We start from the raw sequence: 19603 nt of genomic DNA, 5'->3' as shown, positions 1-19603 counted from the left end.
ACGTACTGCGCAGGAAAGCTTGCGTAGAAGAGGGAAGTCATTGATTTCAATATATTTTCAGAATGGGGTTGACGCCTTTCAAATCCATCCCTAGAATGCGCGCCAATTGCAGCGTAAAGCGAATAGCTAAACGCCAGCAACCAGTGAAGTTGTAGCGTGTCCCCTTCGTCTAGTGGCCTAGGACACCGCCCTTTCACGGCGGTAACAGGGGTTCGAGTCCCCTAGGGGACGCCATTGCGGGAATAGCTCAGTTGGTAGAGCACGACCTTGCCAAGGTCGGGGTCGCGAGTTCGAGTCTCGTTTCCCGCTCCATTTTTAAGCAGCTTCGTTTTCGGACGGGGTTGAGTGAAAGCCAGATCATTGACTCAGGTTATGTGATTGGCACTGAAATGTACGTGTGCATTTCGGGCAACGTCCCCTTCGTCTAGTGGCCTAGGACACCGCCCTTTCACGGCGGTAACAGGGGTTCGAGTCCCCTAGGGGACGCCATTATTGCGGGAATAGCTCAGTTGGTAGAGCACGACCTTGCCAAGGTCGGGGTCGCGAGTTCGAGTCTCGTTTCCCGCTCCATTTTTAAGCAGCTTCGTTTTCGGACGGGGTTGAGTGAAAGCCAAGTTACTAACTTCGGTTAATGACCTGGCACTGAAATGTACAGTGTATGTTTCGGGCAACGTCCCCTTCGTCTAGTGGCCTAGGACACCGCCCTTTCACGGCGGTAACAGGGGTTCGAGTCCCCTAGGGGACGCCATTATTGCGGGAATAGCTCAGTTGGTAGAGCACGACCTTGCCAAGGTCGGGGTCGCGAGTTCGAGTCTCGTTTCCCGCTCCAAATTTTGTTTTTTGGAGCTACGCAGTTTCAAAAAACACGGAAAAGCAGCCTAAGGGCTGCTTTTTTTGTGCCTGCTTTTTTTAGGTGATGCTTCTCTACAGTCAGTGCTAAGCAAATAACCAATCGATCTGCAAGAAATGCGCAGCTCGCGCCACACAGAGGTGACTTCCACTTCTTTGTTGAACTTCACGATGGCGCATTTTTTTGATCTAGCCCAGCAACGGGACATACAAGCACTGGCCCGCAGTTTTACCGGTCGCACCCAATGGCCAACCTGGCTGTTACTGATTGCGGTTCCCGGCGCATGGTTTGCGTTGCTGTTTTACAGCCCGCTGATAGGTGTCTTCTGGACAACCGTATTACTGATCCCGGTCGTCGTGTTGTGGATGTCCGTGCAACACGAGCTGTTGCATGGTCATCCCACCGCCTTTCAATGGCTGAACAAGTTGCTGGGGTATGCCCCCTTTGCCCTCTGGTACCCGTATACCTTGTACCGCGACAGCCACTTGGAGCATCACCGCGACCACGACTTGACGTTGCCCGGCATGGATCCGGAAAGTCGTTACCTCAAGCGTAACCAATGGCTGCAAGCCCCTGCATTAATGCGGGGAGTACTTTGGCTGAACAAAACCGTAGTCGGGCGATTGCTGGTCGGGCCACCGCTGGCGTTGTTCGGCCTCGCGGCAAAAGAGCTCACGCGCTTAGGTCAAGGAGACCGACAGGCATGGCGTATGTGGCTGACCCACGGCTTTTTCACCCTGTTGATGTTTGCTTACATTGCCCATTACAGCGTGTTATCAATTGCTCAATACGTTTTTCTGGTGACGGTCCCCGCACTTTCTGTGGGCGCACTTCGTTCTTACTATGAGCATCGGCCGGCAGTTCTCCCTGAACACCGGACGGTACTTAATGAAGCTGGCTGGCCATGGCGCTGGTTGTTTCTCAATCTGAATTTGCATTTGGTTCATCATGACCTGCCGGGCTTGCCATGGTTTCATCTGCCCAAGGTCTACAGAGCGCGTCGTGAACAATGGGTACAGCGCAGTGGCGGCTTTCTGGTTGAGGGTTATGGCGTGTTCCTGCGTAACAACAGCGTGCGCGTCATCGACAGCCCGCAGCATCCCTTCAGTTAATAGAGCACGGAGACCACCATGTCTGGACGTTATGCAGAACTCACCATGTACGTTGCTCCGGCGCCCGTGGAAGCGGCTAATCAGCAATGGTTGAAGCGCATCATGGCGCTGTTGGAGCAGACCCGCGAGAGGCCGCAAGACCTTGCCCCATTGGCGCTTTTTCGTGCACCGAACCTATTGTTGGCTCAAACCTGTGGTTACCCATTGGTGACTCAGTTGCGCGGACAGGTGCAACTGATTGGTCGACCTCATTACGACTTGCCTGATAGCACGGCTGGCATGCATTGCAGTTTGATCATCTGCCGCACTACTGATAACCGCGAAGCGCTCGCTGACTTCAAGGGCAGTCGCGGGGTGGTCAATGACGAACATTCGAACAGCGGCATGAATCTGTTTCGTCATCGATTGGCCGCCTTGCAGGAGGGCGGGCGATTTTTTTCTTCGTTGGGCATGAGTGGCGCGCATCGGCATAGCCTGCAATGGGTAAAGGCGGAGCGTGCGGATCTGGCCGCCATCGACAGCGTCACCTTTGCCTATTTGGCGCGTTACGCTCCCGAGGAAATCGCAGGGTTGCGCGTCGTGGCGCGTACTGCGCCAAGTCCTACGTTGCCCTACATCACCGCGCACACTTCAAGCCATGCCGAGGTGGAGCGCATTCGCGCCGCCATGAACACAGCTCTCAAGCAAATGCCTGAAGTTAGCAGCTGTTTGGGACTGAAAGAGGTGTTGCCGGCACGTGCGGTGGACTATCAAATACTGCTCGATTATGAGTCTGAAGCGGCGAAGCAGGGTTTTGCCACGTTGTGCTAGGGAAGGGGGCTGACTGCGTTTATATATTCGAAATAGATGTTTAAATATTTTTTTAATATTTAAAAGAAATATAAGCCTTTGCTAGGATCGCTGCACCGGATCACCGGACTGACCGCTATCAACTCATCTTTTGGAGCCTTTATGTCCGGGGCCGACACCTCTCACCGTGAATACGTGAGGCAGCTCTTCAACGCCCACTATTTATGGCTAAGCGCACGTTTGAGCCGCTACCTCAATTCGAGCAGCTACGCTGAAGACATTGCGGCCGATACGTTCGTCCAGTTATTGAGTACCCCTCAAGCCTTGGATATCCGTGAGCCACGGGCTCTGCTGACCACCATTGCACAGCGTCTGATTTACCAGCTCTGGCGCCGTCGTGATGTTGAGCGAGCTTTTTTGATGACGTTATCCAGCAGCGACCAGGACACCGCGCCTTCGCCCGAAACAATGGTGCAGCTTTATCAGGCGTTGGACTGGGTGGAACACCAACTTGATAATTTGCCCGACAAGGTCAAAGCAACCTTTGTGCTTTCTCGTCTCAATGGCATGACCTACACACAAATAGCAGCACAGTTGGGCATTTCTCTGCGTTCAGTCAGCGATTACATGAACCTTGCGCAGAGTCGTTGTTCAAAACCTGACAGCACACTGCTGAAAAGCCGTCCCCCCAAAACAAGAGAATACGTATGAACAGACTAAAAAAGTGGCTCGGTGGCTCGCTTCTGGCGGTTGGGCTCATCGCGCAACCGGCTCTGGCACAAGAGCAGGCAGCGCCTGTTCATTTCGGTGACATCACCTGGGAAAGCGGCAGTCTGATCACAGAAGTACTGCGGTATATCACCGAGCATGGCTACGATGTCGCGACGGATACCTTGCCTGGCAGCACGGTCAGTCTTGAGGCCGCACTGGCCAAGAATGATATTCAAGTCATTGGCGAGGAATGGGCTGGACGCAGCCCAGTGTGGGTCAAGGCCGAAGCAGAGGGCAAAGTTTCAGGTTTGGGGGACATCGTCAAAAACGCGAGTGAGGGCTGGTGGGTGCCCGAGTACGTGATCAAGGGCGATCCGGCCAAAGGGATCAAACCTCTGGCGCCGGACTTGAAATCAGTGGCGGATCTGGCCAAGTACAAAGACGTGTTCCGCGACCAGGAAGACCCGACTCGGGGACGTTTCCTCAATAGCCCGACGGGCTGGACCTCCGAGATTGTTAACAGTCAAAAGCTCAAGGCCTATGGTCTTGACAAGGACTTCGTCAATTTCCGAACCGGTTCAGGCGCGGCGCTGGATGCCGAAGTCAGTTCTTCGATTCGCCGTGGTAAGCCGGTGCTGTTCTACTACTGGTCTCCGACGCCGCTGATTGGTCGTTACAAACTGATCAAGCTGGAAGAGCCCGCCTTTGATGCCGAAGCGTGGAAGACCCTGGCTGATGCCAATAACCCCAACCCCAAAGGCACCCGCTCACTGCCAGCAAAATTGGCCATTGGCGTATCAGCCCCTTTCAAAGCGCAGTATCCGCAGTTGGTTGAGTTCTATGAAAAGGTCGATTTCCCCATCGATTTGCTGAATACCACGTTGGCCCAAATGAGCGAAAAACGCACTGAGCCGCGTAAAGCGGCACAAACGTTTTTACGTGAACAGCCCAACATCTGGCATGGCTGGGTCACCGCGCAAGCAGCTGAAAAAGTTGATCAAGCACTTAAATCCAACTAACTGATCGAGCGTGGGCATTGAATGTTTCCTGACAACCTGACGTTTTCCATCGCAGGGTGGGTCAATGACGGGGTTGATGCGCTGGTCAGCAATTACGGCGATGTGTTCCGTCACATCTCTGACACGCTGTTATGGGCCATCATCAATCTCGAAAACCTGCTGCGCATAACGCCTTGGTGGCTGATGCTGGCGATAGTCGGCGTGATTGCCTGGCACGCCACACGCAAAGTGGTCAGCACACTGCTGATTGTCGGCTTGCTGTTTTTAGTCGGCGCTGTGGGCCTGTGGGACAAGCTGATGCAAACCTTGGCACTGATGATGGTGGCCACGGTGATTTCAGTGCTGCTGGGTATTCCCCTGGGCATTCTGGCGGCGCGCAATAACCGCCTGCGCGCGGTCATGATGCCGCTGTTGGACATCATGCAGACAATGCCCAGTTTCGTGTACCTGATACCGGTACTGATGTTGTTCGGCTTGGGTAAAGTGCCGGCAATCTTCGCCACGGTCATTTATGCCGTGCCGCCATTGATTCGCCTTACCGACCTGGGTTTGCGCCAGGTTGATCGTGAGGTGATGGAAGCGATCAACGCTTTTGGCGCCACCCCGTGGCAACAATTGTTTGGTGTTCAACTGCCGCTGGCTATGCCCAGCATCATGGCAGGCATCAACCAGACCACCATGATGGCGCTGTCGATGGTGGTTATTGCCTCGATGATTGGTGCGCGGGGCTTGGGCGAAGATGTACTGGTGGGTATTCAAACCCTCAACGTCGGCAAGGGACTGGAGGCGGGATTAGCCATCGTCATCCTGGCCGTGGTGATTGACCGCATTACTCAAGCGTATGGCCGACCTCGGCATGGCGGTCAGGAGTGAGTGAAGTGGCAGTAAATAAAATAGAAGTACGCAATGTCTTCAAGATATTTGGTCAGCGCGAAAGAGAAGTCATGGCGCTTATTCGCGAGGGCAAAAGCAAAGATGAAGTGCTGGCTAAAACCGGCTGCGCTGTAGGGATCAACAATCTATCGTTGACGATTGATGCAGGTGAAGTCTTTGTCATCATGGGCTTGTCGGGTTCAGGAAAATCAACTCTGGTGCGTCATCTTAATCGGCTGATTGATCCTTCCAGTGGCGAGATATTGGTAGACGGGCAAAATATTCTTGAATACGACATGCCTGCCTTGCGCCAGTTCAGGCGGCATAAAATCAGTATGGTGTTTCAAAGTTTTGGCCTTTTGCCCCATCGCAATGTCCTGGACAACGTGGCCTACGGTTTAAAGGTGCGGGGCGAAAGCCAGGCGCAATGCAATGAGCGTGCGCGGCACTGGGTCTCGGTGGTGGGGTTGCAAGGTTATGAGCAGGCATTTATCCAGCAGCTGTCTGGCGGCATGCGCCAGCGCGTTGGACTGGCGCGGGCCTTGGCCACCGACACGGACATCATCCTGATGGACGAAGCGTTCAGCGCGCTCGACCCACTGATTCGCGCCGAAATGCAAGACCAACTGCTTGAGCTGCAACGCACGCTGCGAAAGACCATTGTCTTTATCACTCACGATCTGGATGAAGCTCTGCGTATTGGCAACCGTATTGCAATACTCAAGGATGGGCAGTTGATTCAAGTCGGTAGCCCCCAAGAGATCCTGCAGTCTCCGGCAGATGATTACGTGGGCCGTTTTGTTCAACGCCACCATGCTCGTCATTAACATATCCCGTTACCGCCTTGGGTAAGGCGTTCATGCGTTAAATCACAGAAGCGGGCTTAGCCGTCCAAGTGCCTCGGCTAAGCCCTTTTTGTTAACTGACGCGATGAGCAGCCCATGAAAGAACTTACAAAAACCCCCGATCTGATAGCGGCATATTCAGTTTTTAGCAGTTTTAACGCCCAGAATTTTGGCCCGCGTCCCAGCTTTCAGGAGGTGGCCAAAGCAGTTTTCAAAAAAGCTCTGATAGATAAGTTTCCGACACTGCCTGTCTCCGTTGCTGATTTGGCGTTGGCAGAGCCATTAACGGCGGTTGATCCGCAGAATCCGCAACCCCGGCATTTTCGTTTTATGGCCCCGGAAGAGGTCATGATTCAGCGGTTTATAGACGACTCGTCCTTCACATTGATAGAGGGCGAGCATCGTCTTACTGCCAGTCGCGATCCTGTGAACCCCGCTGCTCAACGTGTTGGCATGGACAGCCTGCAAGCCATTATCAATGATCAATCCGCAACGTTGATCGAGGCCTACCAACAGGCTGTGGCGCAGTTTTGGAGTGAGCGGTCTGAAGGCAAAAACAGTCCTTTTCAATGGTTGTCCCGGTCACTTAAAGCGGGGGTGAGCTCGACGACTTCAAATCGGCACCGTGAGCCTGCGTTATCGAATGAAAAAGCAGTTTCATTGGCCGTGATTAGCGCTTTCCCAGAAAAAACCGAACGTTTGGGCGTTTCTTCTGAAACCCCGTTACACGCTTACCTGGTCAACATACAAAGCACTGAGAGAACTGGGCCGCAGCGTTTTCAATTACCGGGCACGCTGGTGGTCACAAGGGACATGGCCGACCTGTCTTTTATTCTCAGTTATGCCCCTGAGCGAGGCGTTGAGCAGTTTCGGTCAATGCAATGGATGGGTAACAGCTTTATTGAGCGTGTCAGAGAGCGAGTGGCGGCGTCTCTGTTTACATGGACCTTGTACGAACCGCAGGGCGATATTTTTGAATCATTGGCCCTGACCTTGCTCGATGCGCAGCTTTATTCAATAAAAAAGCTGGGGCAAACCGCGCAGACCGAACGCTGGAGTGTGCCGCGGCTGGTGCGGGCGTTAGATGAAGCGGGCGCCCGGTTACCACTCTTTGATTCGCAAGACCGTACTTACCTTGAGCATGTACTCACCAACTTGCCACCGTGGTTGCAGCAGGCAGACCCTGACGATCAGTTGTCATACAGCGAACTGTTATCGGCTCAAATCTTTTGGCAGCAAAAAACCAAAGGTCGCACTTTTCTTGAGGGGATAGATGCTTTACCCGCGTACGCCCAGCAGATGCTGACGCAGCGACTTCATCTCGATCATCCTGAGGAGCGGGTCGATGTGACGAACCTGCAAGTCATCGAACTGACTGTTGAAAACGTGCAAATGCCGCAGTTCAACCTGGAACCTACCTCCCTTGTGGAGTTTGCCTTGAGTTACAGAGGTGGATGGCCTGTCGGGTTGATTGAGGTTGGCGACAGTCAGGGCAGGCCGGTGCCAGAGTGGCTAACCGGCGGCTACGTTAAAAATCTGATTGATGAACTGGATATAAGTACCCATTACATCGAACTCATCAAGGGTTTGTTAATTGATGATGAAGCCGGGCTTGTCGAGCGACAGGCTTTGTTCAAATCGCAGATCAGCGTGCAGTTATCGATGTTGGCGCTCGAGAAAAAAATCAAGGGCGAAGATGGATTTACTGCGCAAGGCTGGCAAATTGTGGCGCGCCTCATGCGTCCTGATGACGAGATGGTCGTGGGTAATTGCAATGTCTGTGTTCGACCTTTGGGGTTCCATGCTTATGAAGGATCTGCCTTTGATCCGGTAGCCAATATGTATGTATTGGGCCCATACGATATCGAGACCGGGCCTTTTATCCTGTATCGGCCTTTGACACCTGATCCATTGGTTGAGTTTGCGACCTGGGACGCACTGCTGGAGGGGATCAATCAGCCTGGCGAACTTCAGGAGAGTGTATTGGCCTGGCTTGATGAGCGCGCGCATGACTTTTATGCCGACGGCGGTTTTGAACGTCCGCACCTTGAGAGTGTATTGAACGAAGGCTTTTTAGCGTGGTTGCCAAGAAGCCCGGCGAGGTTGAGTACTCAACGCATAGTCGGCGATTACTTTGAGGCGATGTATCAGTCTCATGCCCAAGCGTTGATGACCTTGGCAGATAAGCAAACGGTGTCGGCCTCCGAGCGGCGCTGGGCATCGATCAAGCGTTATGGATGGAGCCTGTTCAATGGATTGACCTTTTTCATCAGTGGGCCGCTGCAAAAAGCCGCATGGATTTTTCAAACGTTGCTAAGCCTTGATGCCGGTCTTCAGGCCCGTCTTCAGGGTGATAAAGACGCTGCCATGCAAACCGTCATCGATTTACTGTTCAACATCAGTTTGGCTTTGTTGCACGAAGGCCTGAATTTTCGGCACACGGCTAACGAAAAGTGGCGACTCGAAGCCCCGGTGGATGAGCCGATGCTCTCGGTTTACCCAGATAAGAAACCTGAGCCTGACATGATTTCGCAGGCGCCTGCGCTGGTTCAGAAAAAGCTGCCTGATCTTCATACCCCGCAGACCATTGCTGAGTACTCCTCCTTGGATTATTCCTGGTTCAGTTCGTCAGTACGTTTAACCCCTGTTCTTCGGGCTGCACTGGACACCTTTGCGGTGGAGGTCGATCTGACGCAAGGCACGCGTGTAGAAGAGGGACCGTTAAAGGGCTTGATCAAGCTTCAAGATCAGTACTGTGTGCAGTTGGAGGATAAAACGTATTTCGTAAGTGTTGACTCCGACAGTGTGGTGATTCACAAGGCGGATGGCACAGGAGTAGCTGGCCCCCGCCTTAAAGGTAGCCCTTCGGGTGAGTGGCGTCTTGATCTGCGGTTGGGCTTACGTGGAGGGGGGCCTAAAAAAACCATTCAGGCGCTACGTGCTAAAAATACTGAAACCGTGAACAGGTTGATTGAGCAAGCCGAAAATATTCAGAGTGTTGTCAATCGTCGCGAGATGGCCATGGTTATCCTGGAAGGTGTATTGGATACAGACATTGAGCGCAGAGACGTACATTTGGATCGCTTCGAGGGCGAGTTGGCCGAATGGCGAAAAAATGTGTTGGAAATTCTCAGGTTGATGGATGAGGCTAATAAAGTAGTTCCCATTGATAATCATGAAGAGACGACCCAAAGTACGTGGGAGCGCCTGGTTCTCAAGACGTTCAGGTATCAGAATATATTGGAGGAATATTTACGAGCCTTGACAGTTCGTAATTCTCACGCTGATTACGAATCGTCGATGAAGTCCGTGCTTGATCATTTGGCAGCAGGAGTCAAGGCGCCTTATGAAGAGTGGGTGGCAAGTTTGGCAGTTGCGGAGCGGATGGAGCGTCGCCTGTTCATGAATTCCATCCTCGAAGTAGAAGCGCTGGAACATGTTAAAAAAAGACCGGTGCCTAAAAATAATCCGTTGGCAGAAATCATTAATAAGCCACATCAAGAAAATTTTGATCGGCATTGGGGGGCTTCCTATTTAGAAACGTTGTGTGAACTATTGATTCGACGGGGAGGCGAGAACTTGATGCCCGAAGAACAGCACGCGTTTGATTTGTTCGGGCAGGGGACACTGGTAGATACCGCCTGGTCACAATTTAACCTGCACCGTGAATCTCACGGTTTTGCGGCTGATCATCTCGATTTTTTTGACAATGTACTGCAGCGCTATGACGCTGCAGAGGCTGTCTGCATGAATCTGTTGGAATTGAATTCTGACCACTTCAGAAATGAATACCTTCCCTCAATGCTGCATTTGATCAAGCATTTGCGGACTTTTGCTGAGCAGCAAATGGCTTCCGTCATTATTGATTCTGAAAGTTCATCCTCTGAAATTGATGAGCCGAGGCCTGGTCCTAGTCGAAAAGCGAGCCACCCACAAACAGAGCCCCGCGGGAAAAAAACTCAGCGAATTATCAAAACCAAAGAAAAACAGATGCTGGTCGGGACGTTGCGTGATTCGAGTTCAGAGTCGGGAGAAGAGATTGTCGATGTCGTGGAGGGTATGGATGCGTTGAAGATTCATTCCTATCGAAAAATGACCAGTGGTGAGTGGGAACCCATAGGCCCACAGCGGCCGTCCACATTACAGGCAACCCACGTCAAGACGTTATCCAGGCTTGAGTTGGAGGCTAGAACATTACTGGGGCAGTTTCGCAACGCGATTGCCAGTGCGCGCGCAAGTGCCGAGTTTTCCAGAATACCGGTTGAAATCCAGGAAATTTTAGACTTTAAAGCCATATCCCTTGAGGAGGTGGCCTCCCAGATGGACGCAGTTATTCAGTCCGCCAGCACTGAGGTTGAGGCGCTCAGTGATGAGCGCAGAGTTGCAGCCAATGCGATGAGTCACAATCTTAAAGAAGGTGCCACCCGATTGAGGGAAGAAGGGCGTAATCTTCGAGTGAGTATTATTAAACGCCTGCCGCCGACGGGGCAAAATGTTGATTACTTAAACAACCAGGGCGTTATTGAAATCGCCCGTCTTGGCCCAAGAAAACATTTAACCAAAGGACAAAGAAAAGATTACCTTCAGGAATATGTCATTAAAGATCTGGAGGGAAAAGAACTATGGTTTGCTCATTTTCATTACAAAACCATGGACGCTCCGGCAAGAGAGTTCGATGTAGCGCATTTGAAAACTGCTGAGCAGCGTACATTGAGTGAAAAAACCCTCTATGCCAAAGCTCAAAGTTCCAAGGATTATGTGGAGGTCTATCGAGCTAAACTAGATCCAGTGTTGGCCGATCGTCTTTTTTTAGCGCCCTCACCCTAAAACGCGCGCAGACTTGAGCGGGTATTGTGATTTTTACGCTGTAGTGCAAGTAAGGCAAAGGCCCGTCCGAAAAACGGACGGGCCTTTAAAGTTGGGTATAACAAAGGCGCTTAGTGTTGTGTGCTTTCTTCAGCTACCGGCATGGCCATAAACTGCTTTTCCTGATTCCAGTCGAACGGTTCGCCATTAACTTCGGCTTCATGGCGACGCTCTTCCAGGGCCTGGTACATGTCCAGTTCTTCATCTGAGAGGAAGTTAAAGCACGCGCCGCCGAAAAACCACAGCAGGTCGCGAGGCACCAGGTGAGCAATTTGCGGGTAGCGCTCAATGACTTGGCACATGATGTCCTGGCCCAAGTACTGACTCTCGATGGGGTCGACGGGCAACGCTGCGCGCATATCATCGAAACGTTCCAGAAAAAGCGCGTGGCTTTCTTCGGGAATTTGCTCGGCATCACCCACAGCAACCAAAATGCTACGCAAAATGTCGAGCAGAACAAGATTGTGGTTGAGATCGTTGGTGGCCATTGCGGTGTCCTCTAAAGCAAAACGGGCGCGAGAGTATAAAGCTCTGCGCGCCCGCTGTCGTGCTAGCGAATTTTTCCTTCGCTGTGAGTCAGTTCTTCTTTGGAGAAGTCGTCGACATCGATCACCTTGCGCCGCGCGGTTTGCGCAGCGCGTAACGTCTGGGCTTCATCGGCTTGCAGAACGCCTGCCTGAAGGGCCGAATCGATGGCCGGTTCGCCTGCTGCCGGTTTGAGCTGGCCGCTTTTGAGGGCTTGATGCAGTTTTTTGTGCACCGGCTGGGCGTTGCGCAGCATATCGCTGGCATGTTGCAAGGCGCCTACGGCATCGTCGGGTGATTGCGGACGATAGCAGCCCGCCAGTATGGCTTCGAGTGCCGGATCGCCCTTGGCACGGCCCAGTACCGCAGCGACCTCAGCATCGAGAGCGTCAGAAGGACCGGTATGGCGGCGCCCAAACGGGAACACGATGCCACGCAACAAGAAGCCTAATGGGCGACTCGGGAAGTTTCTCAACAGTTCATCCAGTGCGCGTTCGGCATGCCCCAGGCTTTCTTCCATTGCCCACTTGAACAGCGGGTTAAGGTGCTCCGGCGAGCCAAGGTCGTGATAGCGCTTGAGTGCCGCCGACGCCAGGTACATGTGGCTGAGCACGTCACCCAGTCGCGCCGACAGGCGCTCACGACGCTTCAACTCGCCGCCCAGCAGCATCATGCTCAGATCGGCAAGCAGGGCAAAGGCGGCTGCCTGGCGGTTCAGTGCGCGGAAGTAACCTTGGCTCAGGGCATCGCCGGGCACGTGATCAAAGCGCCCAAGGCCCAGATTCAGTACCAGCGTACTGGCTGCATTGCTTAGCGCAAAACCGATGTGCTTGAGCAGCAAACCGTCAAACTCCAACAAGGCCTGATCTTTGTCTTCGCGGCTGGCAAGTGCCATTTCCTTGAGTACAAAGGGGTGGCAGCGAATTGCACCCTGACCAAAGATCATCAGATTTCGCGACAGGATGTTGGCACCTTCCACAGTGATGAAAATCGGCGCGCCTTGCCAGTTACGGCCCAAATAGTTGTTAGGCCCCATGATGATGCCCTTGCCGCCGTGGACATCCATCGCGTGGCCAATGCATTCACGGCCACGCTCGGTCAGGTGGTATTTGAGAATGGCCGACAGTACAGAGGGTTTTTCACCCAGATCCACTGCATTGGCCGTCAGGATACGGGCGCTGTCCATCAGCCAGGCATTGCCGCCAATCCGGGCCAGTGCTTCTTGAATACCTTCGAAAGCGGCCAGAGGAACATTGAACTGTTCGCGAATTTGAGCGTATTGGCCGGTCACCAAGCTGGTGAATTTGGCCGCACCTGTGCCGACTGCAGGCAGCGAGATGGAACGCCCGACGGACAGGCAGTTCATCAGCATCATCCAGCCTTTGCCGAGCATGTCCTGACCACCGATCAGGTAATCCAGCGGGATAAAAACGTCCTTCCCCGAGTTCGGCCCATTCATGAAGGCGGCGCCCAAGGGCAGGTGACGGCGGCCGATTTCCACACCGGGGGTGTCTGTCGGTATCAGCGCGAGGCTGATGCCCAAGTCCTCTTTGTCGCCCAGCAGATGCTCGGGGTCATACGCCTTGAATGCCAGGCCGAGTAATGTAGCCACCGGGCCAAGGGTTATGTAGCGTTTTTCCCAATTCAGGCGTAGCCCGATGACTTCTTCTCCCTGCCATTGGCCTTTGCAAATAATGCCGGTGTCGGGCATCGCGCCAGCATCCGAACCGGCCAGCGGGCCGGTCAAGGCAAAGCACGGGATATCGTCGCCGCGGGCCAGGCGCGGCAGGTAATGGTTGCGCTGTTCATCGGTGCCGTAATGCAGCAGCAGTTCAGCCGGGCCCAGCGAGTTAGGCACCATGACGGTCGAGGCAAGGTCGCCGCTGCGGGTGGCGAGTTTCATCGCTACCTGCGAGTGGGCATAGGCTGAGAAGCCTTTACCGCCGAATTCCTTGGGAATGATCAAGGCAAAAAAGCCGTGAGTCTTGATGTGCGCCCACGCTTCGGGGGGCAAATCCATCGCCTGGCCTATTTCCCAGTCGCTGACCATTGCACACAGCTCTTCGGTAGGGCCGTCGATAAACGCCTGCTCTTCGTCGGTCAGCTGAGCTTTGGGATAAGCCAGTAGTTGTTCCCAATCCGGGCGGCCACTGAACAACTCGCCATCCCACCAGACCGTGCCAGCGTCGATCGCATCGCGCTCGGTTTGCGACATGGGCGGCAAGGTTTTCTGGAACCAGCTGAACAACGGGGCAGTGAACATTTTGCGCCGCAGATCAGGCAGTAACATCAGGGCGGCAGGAACGGCCAGCAGGATCCACAGGATGGCCAACAACCAGCCCGACACATGGCCAATGACCCCCATGGCCAGCAGGTACACCGCGACCACACTGATAATCGTCAAAGGGGCGACGCGTCGATGGGCCAGCCAGGCGACGCCCACGATCAACACCAATATCCACAACAACAGCATATTCAATCCTCCATGAAGCCAAGGTCGGGATCCCTGAGTCTAGAACACCGTATTAAGTGTGACTGCGTGCAAGAGGCGCAGTTCACCATCACGGCGTAGACTCCCCTGGCGTCTATCAATCAGGAGTCTGGTCATGCTGAAAGTGTGGGGTCGCAAGAATTCGTCGAATGTCAGAAAAGTATTGTGGTGCATTGAGGAACTGGCACTGACTTACAGCAGGGAAGAGGCGGGCGGTGTCTTTGGTGTGGTCGACAGCCCGGAGTATCGTGTGTTGAACCCCAATGGCCGTGTGCCCATGATTCAGGACGATGACTTTGTCCTGTGGGAATCTAACGCCATCGTCAGGTATCTGGCGGCAGAGTACGGCAATGATACGTCGTGGTATCCGCTCGTTAATCGGGTCAGGGCTCAAGCGGACAAGTGGATGGACTGGACAACGGCCTCCTTTGCCGTAGCGTTTCGCGATGTGTTTTGGGGCGTCTTGCGCACCCCGGCCGAAGAGCAGGATTGGGTCAAGATCAACGCTGCCATTAAAGAGAGCGCTGAGTTGTTGGTGATCGCCGATCAGGCCCTGAGTGAAAAGCCTTACCTCTCGGGTGAGGAAATTGGCATGGGTGACATTCCGCTGGGTTCTTTCATCTACGCCTGGTTTGAAATGCCTATAGAGCGTCCGCCGCTGCCCCATCTGGAAGCGTGGTATGAGCGGCTGAAACTGCGTCCGGCCTACCGTAGCGCCGTGATGACCGCGTTGACTTAATAGACACTATTAACACGGGTGACTGTACTTGTGCGGCAAGGCCAAGCACCATGGGTGGTGTTAAATGGCCTTGTCGGACTTGTCTTACAGACAGTCCGCCCTCATTGAGTCATCCCCATTCCCCCACCTTGGTGCGTAATCCGATATGAGTTCCGCTCTGTCCATACGGCAGCTAACCAAAACCTACGGCAACGGTTTCCAGGCCCTGAGTGGTATCGATCTGGATGTGGCCGAAGGTGATTTTTTCGCCTTGCTCGGCCCCAACGGTGCCGGCAAATCAACCACCATTGGCATTCTGTCCACACTGGTCAACAAGACGGGCGGCACGGTCAATGTGTTTGGTAATGATCTTGACCGCCAACCTGCTGCGCTCAAACGCTGCATTGGTGTGGTGCCGCAGGAGTTCAACTTCAACCAGTTTGAAAAGACCTTCGACATTGTTGTGACCCAAGCGGGTTACTACGGCATTCCCCCCAAAGTTGCCAAGGAACGAGCGGAAAAGTACCTGACGCAGTTGGGACTTTGGGACAAGCGCGATACGCCTTCGCGTTCATTGTCGGGTGGTATGAAGCGCCGCTTGATGATTGCCCGGGCTTTGGTGCATGAGCCGCGTCTGTTGATCCTTGATGAGCCGACGGCGGGGGTGGACATTGAGCTGCGTCGCTCGATGTGGAGTTTTCTCACCGGTTTGAATGAGCAAGGCACCACCATCATTCTGACCACGCATTATCTGGAGGAGGCTGAGCAGCTGTGCCGCAATATCGGCATCATCGACCATGGCACCATTGTCGAAAACACCAGCATGCGCAATCTGCTGGGACAGCTGCATGTCGAGACCTTTTTGCTCGACTTGAAATATCCATTGTCAGCGAGCCCGCAGTTGATCGGCTACCCCAGTCAGTTGCTTGACGCCCACACCCTGGAAGTCCAGGTGGATAAGGTGGTCGGCATTACCGGGTTGTTCACTCAATTGGCCGCGCAAAACATCGAAGTGGTGAGTCTGCGCAATAAAACCAATCGCCTTGAGGAGTTGTTTGTGTCGCTGGTCGAGAAAAACCTGGCAAAGGTGGCGGTATGAGTTCAGAGCTGCGTCCCAACCTGATTGCACTGAACACCATTATCTACCGCGAAGTTCGCCGTTTTATGCGGATCTGGCCGCAGACATTGCTACCGCCTGCGATCACCATGGTGCTGTACTTCGTCATCTTCGGGAATCTGATCGGTCGGCAAATTGGCGATATGGGCGGATTCACGTACATGGAGTACATCGTGCCCGGCTTGATCATGATGTCGGTGATCACCAACTCCTACGGCAACGTGGTGTCGAGCTTCTTCGGCAGCAAGTTCCAGCGCTCCATTGAAGAACTGATGGTGTCGCCCGTATCCCCTCACACGATCCTGATCGGCTTTACCGTGGGCGGTATCCTGCGCGGATTGATCGTGGGATTGATCGTCACATTGCTGTCGTTGTTTTTTACCCATCTGCAGGTGCATCACCTGGGGCTGACCATAGTAGTGGTAGTGCTGACGGCCACGATCTTTTCGTTGCTGGGGTTTATTAACGCCGTATTTGCGCGCAACTTCGACGATATTTCGATTATCCCGACTTTCGTGCTGACGCCGTTGACCTATCTGGGCGGGGTGTTTTACTCGATCACCTTGTTGCCGCCGTTCTGGCAGAGTGTGTCGCTGGCCAACCCGGTGCTGCACATGGTCAACGCCTTTCGCTACGGCATCCTCGGTGTCTCCGATATTAAGATCAGCGTTGCGCTGACCTTTATGGTGATTGCGACCATCGTGTTGTATATCGGTTGCGCCCGACTGCTGGTCAGTGGGCGGGGCATGCGCCAGTAAAGGTGTAGTTTTATATCGATGGCCCCTTTTGGGGCCATTTTTCATGGGCGAGTGTTTTTACGTTTGCCCCACTTACGGCTAACCCACCAACGCCAGTACAGCATGGTCAGGCAATAAGCCAGCGCCCCGAAAACTACGCCACATACAACCGAGCCCAATAAAAACGGCTGCCACACCGTGGAAAGCTGAGCGCTGATCCATTCCCAGGTCAGTTCATCGGGCAGGGTGCGCGCGGGCACATTCATCAACCAGGCACCCAGCTTGTAGGTGCAATAAAACACCGGCGGCATGGTGATGGGGTTGGTCAGCCAGACCAGCCCTACAGAGATAGGCATGTTGCTGCGTACGTTAATTGCCAGAAAGGCGGCCAGCAGCATCTGAAAGGGCATGGGGATAAAGGCTGCGAAAATCCCTACAGCCATTGCCCTTGCCACAGAGTGTCGATTGAGATGCCAGAGATTCGGGTCATGCAGCAGTGTGCCCAAAAATCGTAAGGATTTATGTTCCCTAATCAGGGCCGGATCTGGCATGAAACGTTTGATCAAACGCCGTGGCATGGGCCTCTCCCTCAGTCAAGGGGCCAGTATGACCAAATTCGGCCGGATGCCTATTCAGACTTTGTGACAATTATTTAAGTGCCAGAAGTGGGTTTGAGCTAATCCGGGTGATGGGAAACTTTTGGACGGACGATGCACACAGGGATGTTGGCGCTGGCGTCGGGCTTGATTGCCTTGCGCTTTTTACCGGTACTGCCACCGGTGTGGTGTGTTTATCTGTTGCTGGCCGCAGGGCTGGTGTTGCTGATTGGGCGCAGGTATCCGGCCGGTTTGTTTTTGCTTGGAGTGGGTTGGGCCTGCATACAAGGGCAATCGGCCCTTGATGATCGATTGCCGCCTGCATTCGACGGGCGAACGCTTTGGGTCGAGGGGCGTGTGGTCGGACTGCCACAACCCACGGCCAGGGGCGTGCGTTTCGAGCTGCAAGGCGCCCATTCGCGGCACGTCGAATTGCCGGAGTCCCTGCTACTGAGCTGGTGGGGCGGGCCGTCGGTCAACAGTGGCGAGCGGTGGCGATTGGCGGTCACGCTCAAGCGCCCTAAAGGGTTGCTCAATCCGCAGGGGTTCGACTATCAGGCGTGGTTACTGGCCAAGGGCGTCGGCGCGACCGGGTCGGTCAAAGATGGGCAGCTCATCTCCCCAGCCACCCATGCATGGCGTGATGGGTTGCGCCAGCGCCTGCTCGGCACGGATGCCAACGGTCGTGCGCCGTGGCTGGCTGCGCTGGTCATGGGCGATGGTTCGGGTCTGAGTCGCGATGATTGGCAACTGCTGCAAGCGACCGGTACCGTCCATTTGTTGGTGATTTCCGGGCAACACATCGGCCTGTTTGCCGGTTTGCTCTATGGCCTTGTCGCACTGCTGGCACGCTACGGGGTATGGCCCCGTCGACTGCCGTGGTTGCCTTGGGCGTGCGGGCTGGCGTTTGTCGGGGCGACGGGCTACGGCCTGTTGGCGGGGTTTGAGGTGCCGGTGCAGCGTGCCTGCGTGATGCTCGGGCTGGTATTGCTGTGGCGGTTACGCTTTCGTCATTTGGGCGTGTGGATGCCATATTTACTCGCGTTCAATACCGTTTTGATAGTCGATCCGCTGGCGAGCCTGAAGCCTGGTTTGTGGTTGTCCTTTGGTGCGGTGGCCGTGTTGATATTTACTTTTGGCTCACGCTTGGGGCCGTGGGGCTGGCGAGCTGCATGGCTTCGGCCGCAAGGGCTCATCGCTCTGGGGTTATTCCCGCTGTTATGGATACTGGGCTTGCCCATCAGTTTGAGCGGGCCATTGGCCAATCTGGTCGCTGTGCCCTGGATCAGTCTGCTGGTGCTGCCCACGGCGTTATTGGGTACGTTCCTGCTGCCGGTGCCGTGGCTGGGTGAGAGCCTGCTCTGGTTGTCGGGCGGATTGCTGGATGTGTTGATCCGCGGGTTGAACCTGTTATCCGGTGTAATCACACCCTGGTTGCCCATAGAAGTGCCTGTGTACGTCTGGTTATTGACCGTCATCGGCGTCTTGATTCTGCTATTGCCCGCCGGTGTCGTGCTTCGGCCGCTGGGTTGGCCGCTGGCGCTGCTGGCCGTTTTTGCGCCGCGCGAGCAGATACCCCACGGCCAAGCCCAGGTGTTGCAACTGGATGTCGGGCAGGGATTGGCGATGGTCTTGCGCACCCGTAATCACACACTTTTGTACGATGCGGGGCCGAAAGTCAGGGATTTGGATCAAGGCGAGCGGGTAGTGGTACCCGTGTTGCGTTCGTTGGGGATTAAGGCGCTGGATGTGATGTTGATCAGTCACGCCGACTCGGATCACGCGGGAGGAGCCCTCGCGGTATATCGCGGCATGAAGGTTGCGCGAGTCATCAGCGGTGATGTGCCGGGGTTGCCTGCGCCATTGCAGGCGCAGCCTTGCCGCACTGATGAGCGCTGGGAGTGGGATGGGGTACGGTTTTCCCTATGGCAGTGGCAAGAGGCAAAGGACAGTAATCAGAAATCTTGCGTATTACAGGTAGAAGCCCGCGGTGAACGGCTGTTGCTTACGGGTGACATTGACACTCATGCTGAACGAGCCTTGCTGAGATCTTCGCTGGCGGTTCCTACGCAGTGGCTACAAGCTCCGCACCACGGCAGCCGAACCTCCTCTTCGATGGTGTTTCTCAAAGCACTGGCGCCCGGTGCGGTATTGATTTCCCGAGGCCATGGCAATACGTTTGGCCATCCGCATCCTCTCGTGTTGGCGCGTTATCAGGCGCTGGGGATGCAAGTGCTCGACAGTGCCCAGCAAGGAGCTATCACCTTTAGATTGGGCGCCTTTGGTTCGGCAAAGAGTTTTCAAGAGCGGCGCCGGTTTTGGCGTGATTAAATCTGCCAAGCCGGATGTAACCA

At 54.4% G+C, this 19603-nt stretch carries 14 protein-coding genes and 6 tRNA genes; 17 read left to right on the top strand and 3 right to left on the bottom strand.

Features of this window, described 5'->3' with window-relative positions:
* The first annotated feature begins 158 nt into the window (after positions 1–158).
* The 13 genes from FJD38_RS03445 to FJD38_RS03385 all read left to right on the top strand — a co-directional run bounded on the left by FJD38_RS03445 (position 159) and on the right by FJD38_RS03385 (position 11026).
* Positions 159–234, top strand: a tRNA-Glu gene (locus tag FJD38_RS03445).
* 2 nt (positions 235–236) lie between these two features.
* Positions 237–312: transfer RNA gene (locus tag FJD38_RS03440), tRNA-Gly, on the top strand.
* Between the two features lie 101 nt (positions 313–413).
* Positions 414–489, top strand: a tRNA-Glu gene (locus tag FJD38_RS03435).
* 5 nt (positions 490–494) lie between these two features.
* A tRNA-Gly gene (locus FJD38_RS03430) sits at positions 495–570 on the top strand.
* Between the two features lie 102 nt (positions 571–672).
* Positions 673–748: transfer RNA gene (locus FJD38_RS03425), tRNA-Glu, on the top strand.
* Positions 749–753: 5 nt separating this feature from the next.
* Positions 754–829 (top strand) — tRNA-Gly (locus FJD38_RS03420).
* 191 nt (positions 830–1020) lie between these two features.
* Positions 1021–1962 (top strand): fatty acid desaturase, encoded by a 942-nt coding sequence (locus FJD38_RS03415; RefSeq protein ID WP_146383922.1) that lies wholly within the window; start codon positions 1021–1023, stop codon positions 1960–1962.
* A gap of 18 nt (positions 1963–1980) precedes the next feature.
* A complete protein-coding gene (locus tag FJD38_RS03410; protein WP_146383920.1) occupies positions 1981–2772 on the top strand; it encodes a phosphate/phosphite/phosphonate ABC transporter substrate-binding protein in 792 nt (263 codons plus the stop codon).
* 141 nt (positions 2773–2913) lie between these two features.
* Positions 2914–3462: a sigma-70 family RNA polymerase sigma factor gene (locus FJD38_RS03405; RefSeq protein ID WP_146383918.1), complete on the top strand. Its 549-nt coding sequence runs from the start codon at positions 2914–2916 to the stop codon at positions 3460–3462.
* Positions 3459–4481: an ABC transporter substrate-binding protein gene (locus FJD38_RS03400; protein ID WP_146383916.1), complete on the top strand. Its 1023-nt coding sequence runs from the start codon at positions 3459–3461 to the stop codon at positions 4479–4481. The genes FJD38_RS03405 and FJD38_RS03400 overlap by 4 nt, the downstream gene beginning before the upstream one ends.
* A gap of 21 nt (positions 4482–4502) precedes the next feature.
* Entirely contained in the window at positions 4503–5354 is an 852-nt protein-coding gene (locus FJD38_RS03395; protein WP_146383914.1) for an ABC transporter permease, read from the top strand.
* A 5-nt stretch (positions 5355–5359) separates the two neighbouring features.
* Positions 5360–6181, top strand: a complete 822-nt coding sequence (locus tag FJD38_RS03390; protein ID WP_425281161.1) for a quaternary amine ABC transporter ATP-binding protein — start codon at positions 5360–5362, stop codon at positions 6179–6181.
* Positions 6182–6295: 114 nt separating this feature from the next.
* Positions 6296–11026, top strand: a complete 4731-nt coding sequence (locus tag FJD38_RS03385) for a dermonecrotic toxin domain-containing protein (protein ID WP_146383913.1) — start codon at positions 6296–6298, stop codon at positions 11024–11026.
* Between the two features lie 110 nt (positions 11027–11136).
* Here the strand turns inward: FJD38_RS03385 and FJD38_RS03380 are convergent, their stop codons facing one another.
* Both FJD38_RS03380 and FJD38_RS03375 read right to left on the bottom strand, forming a co-directional pair.
* Positions 11137–11553 carry a PA2817 family protein gene (locus FJD38_RS03380; protein WP_122783932.1) on the bottom strand — a complete coding sequence of 139 codons (417 nt, stop codon included), beginning with the start codon at positions 11551–11553 and terminating at the stop codon, positions 11137–11139.
* Between the two features lie 62 nt (positions 11554–11615).
* Positions 11616–14063 (bottom strand): acyl-CoA dehydrogenase, encoded by a 2448-nt coding sequence (locus tag FJD38_RS03375; protein WP_146383912.1) that lies wholly within the window; start codon positions 14061–14063, stop codon positions 11616–11618.
* A 133-nt stretch (positions 14064–14196) separates the two neighbouring features.
* On the opposite strand from FJD38_RS03375, the gene FJD38_RS03370 reads away from it, so the two are divergent.
* The 3 genes from FJD38_RS03370 to FJD38_RS03360 all read left to right on the top strand — a co-directional run bounded on the left by FJD38_RS03370 (position 14197) and on the right by FJD38_RS03360 (position 16674).
* A complete protein-coding gene (locus FJD38_RS03370) occupies positions 14197–14820 on the top strand; it encodes a glutathione S-transferase (protein ID WP_146383911.1) in 624 nt (207 codons plus the stop codon).
* A 145-nt stretch (positions 14821–14965) separates the two neighbouring features.
* Positions 14966–15898: an ABC transporter ATP-binding protein gene (locus tag FJD38_RS03365; protein ID WP_122783935.1), complete on the top strand. Its 933-nt coding sequence runs from the start codon at positions 14966–14968 to the stop codon at positions 15896–15898.
* Positions 15895–16674, top strand: coding sequence for an ABC transporter permease (locus FJD38_RS03360; RefSeq protein ID WP_146383910.1), 780 nt, complete (start codon positions 15895–15897; stop codon positions 16672–16674). The genes FJD38_RS03365 and FJD38_RS03360 overlap by 4 nt, the downstream gene beginning before the upstream one ends.
* A 41-nt stretch (positions 16675–16715) precedes the next feature.
* Here FJD38_RS03360 and FJD38_RS03355 read toward each other — a convergent pair whose 3' ends face one another.
* Positions 16716–17231, bottom strand: coding sequence for a DUF2062 domain-containing protein (locus FJD38_RS03355; protein ID WP_146383909.1), 516 nt, complete (start codon positions 17229–17231; stop codon positions 16716–16718).
* A 132-nt stretch (positions 17232–17363) separates the two neighbouring features.
* Between FJD38_RS03355 and FJD38_RS03350 the strand changes: the two genes are divergently transcribed.
* Positions 17364–19580: a DNA internalization-related competence protein ComEC/Rec2 gene (locus FJD38_RS03350; RefSeq protein ID WP_208727489.1), complete on the top strand. Its 2217-nt coding sequence runs from the start codon at positions 17364–17366 to the stop codon at positions 19578–19580.
* Positions 19581–19603: the final 23 nt, after the last annotated feature.

Source organism: Pseudomonas saxonica (genome assembly GCF_007858365.1).
Lineage (GTDB): Bacteria > Pseudomonadota > Gammaproteobacteria > Pseudomonadales > Pseudomonadaceae > Aquipseudomonas > Aquipseudomonas saxonica.
Note: the sequence above shows the minus strand (reverse complement) of the source record. Positions and strands in the feature narration are given on the sequence as shown.

Coding starts and splice junctions, on each gene's coding strand:
- FJD38_RS03415 (WP_146383922.1), top strand. CDS start 1,021: ATGGCGCATTTTTTTGATCTAGCCCAGCAACGGGACATACAAGCACTG.
- FJD38_RS03410 (WP_146383920.1), top strand. CDS start 1,981: ATGTCTGGACGTTATGCAGAACTCACCATGTACGTTGCTCCGGCGCCC.
- FJD38_RS03405 (WP_146383918.1), top strand. CDS start 2,914: ATGTCCGGGGCCGACACCTCTCACCGTGAATACGTGAGGCAGCTCTTC.
- FJD38_RS03400 (WP_146383916.1), top strand. CDS start 3,459: ATGAACAGACTAAAAAAGTGGCTCGGTGGCTCGCTTCTGGCGGTTGGG.
- FJD38_RS03395 (WP_146383914.1), top strand. CDS start 4,503: ATGTTTCCTGACAACCTGACGTTTTCCATCGCAGGGTGGGTCAATGAC.
- FJD38_RS03385 (WP_146383913.1), top strand. CDS start 6,296: ATGAAAGAACTTACAAAAACCCCCGATCTGATAGCGGCATATTCAGTT.
- FJD38_RS03380 (WP_122783932.1), bottom strand. CDS start 11,553: ATGGCCACCAACGATCTCAACCACAATCTTGTTCTGCTCGACATTTTG.
- FJD38_RS03375 (WP_146383912.1), bottom strand. CDS start 14,063: ATGCTGTTGTTGTGGATATTGGTGTTGATCGTGGGCGTCGCCTGGCTG.
- FJD38_RS03370 (WP_146383911.1), top strand. CDS start 14,197: ATGCTGAAAGTGTGGGGTCGCAAGAATTCGTCGAATGTCAGAAAAGTA.
- FJD38_RS03365 (WP_122783935.1), top strand. CDS start 14,966: ATGAGTTCCGCTCTGTCCATACGGCAGCTAACCAAAACCTACGGCAAC.
- FJD38_RS03360 (WP_146383910.1), top strand. CDS start 15,895: ATGAGTTCAGAGCTGCGTCCCAACCTGATTGCACTGAACACCATTATC.
- FJD38_RS03355 (WP_146383909.1), bottom strand. CDS start 17,231: ATGCCACGGCGTTTGATCAAACGTTTCATGCCAGATCCGGCCCTGATT.
- FJD38_RS03350 (WP_208727489.1), top strand. CDS start 17,364: ATGCACACAGGGATGTTGGCGCTGGCGTCGGGCTTGATTGCCTTGCGC.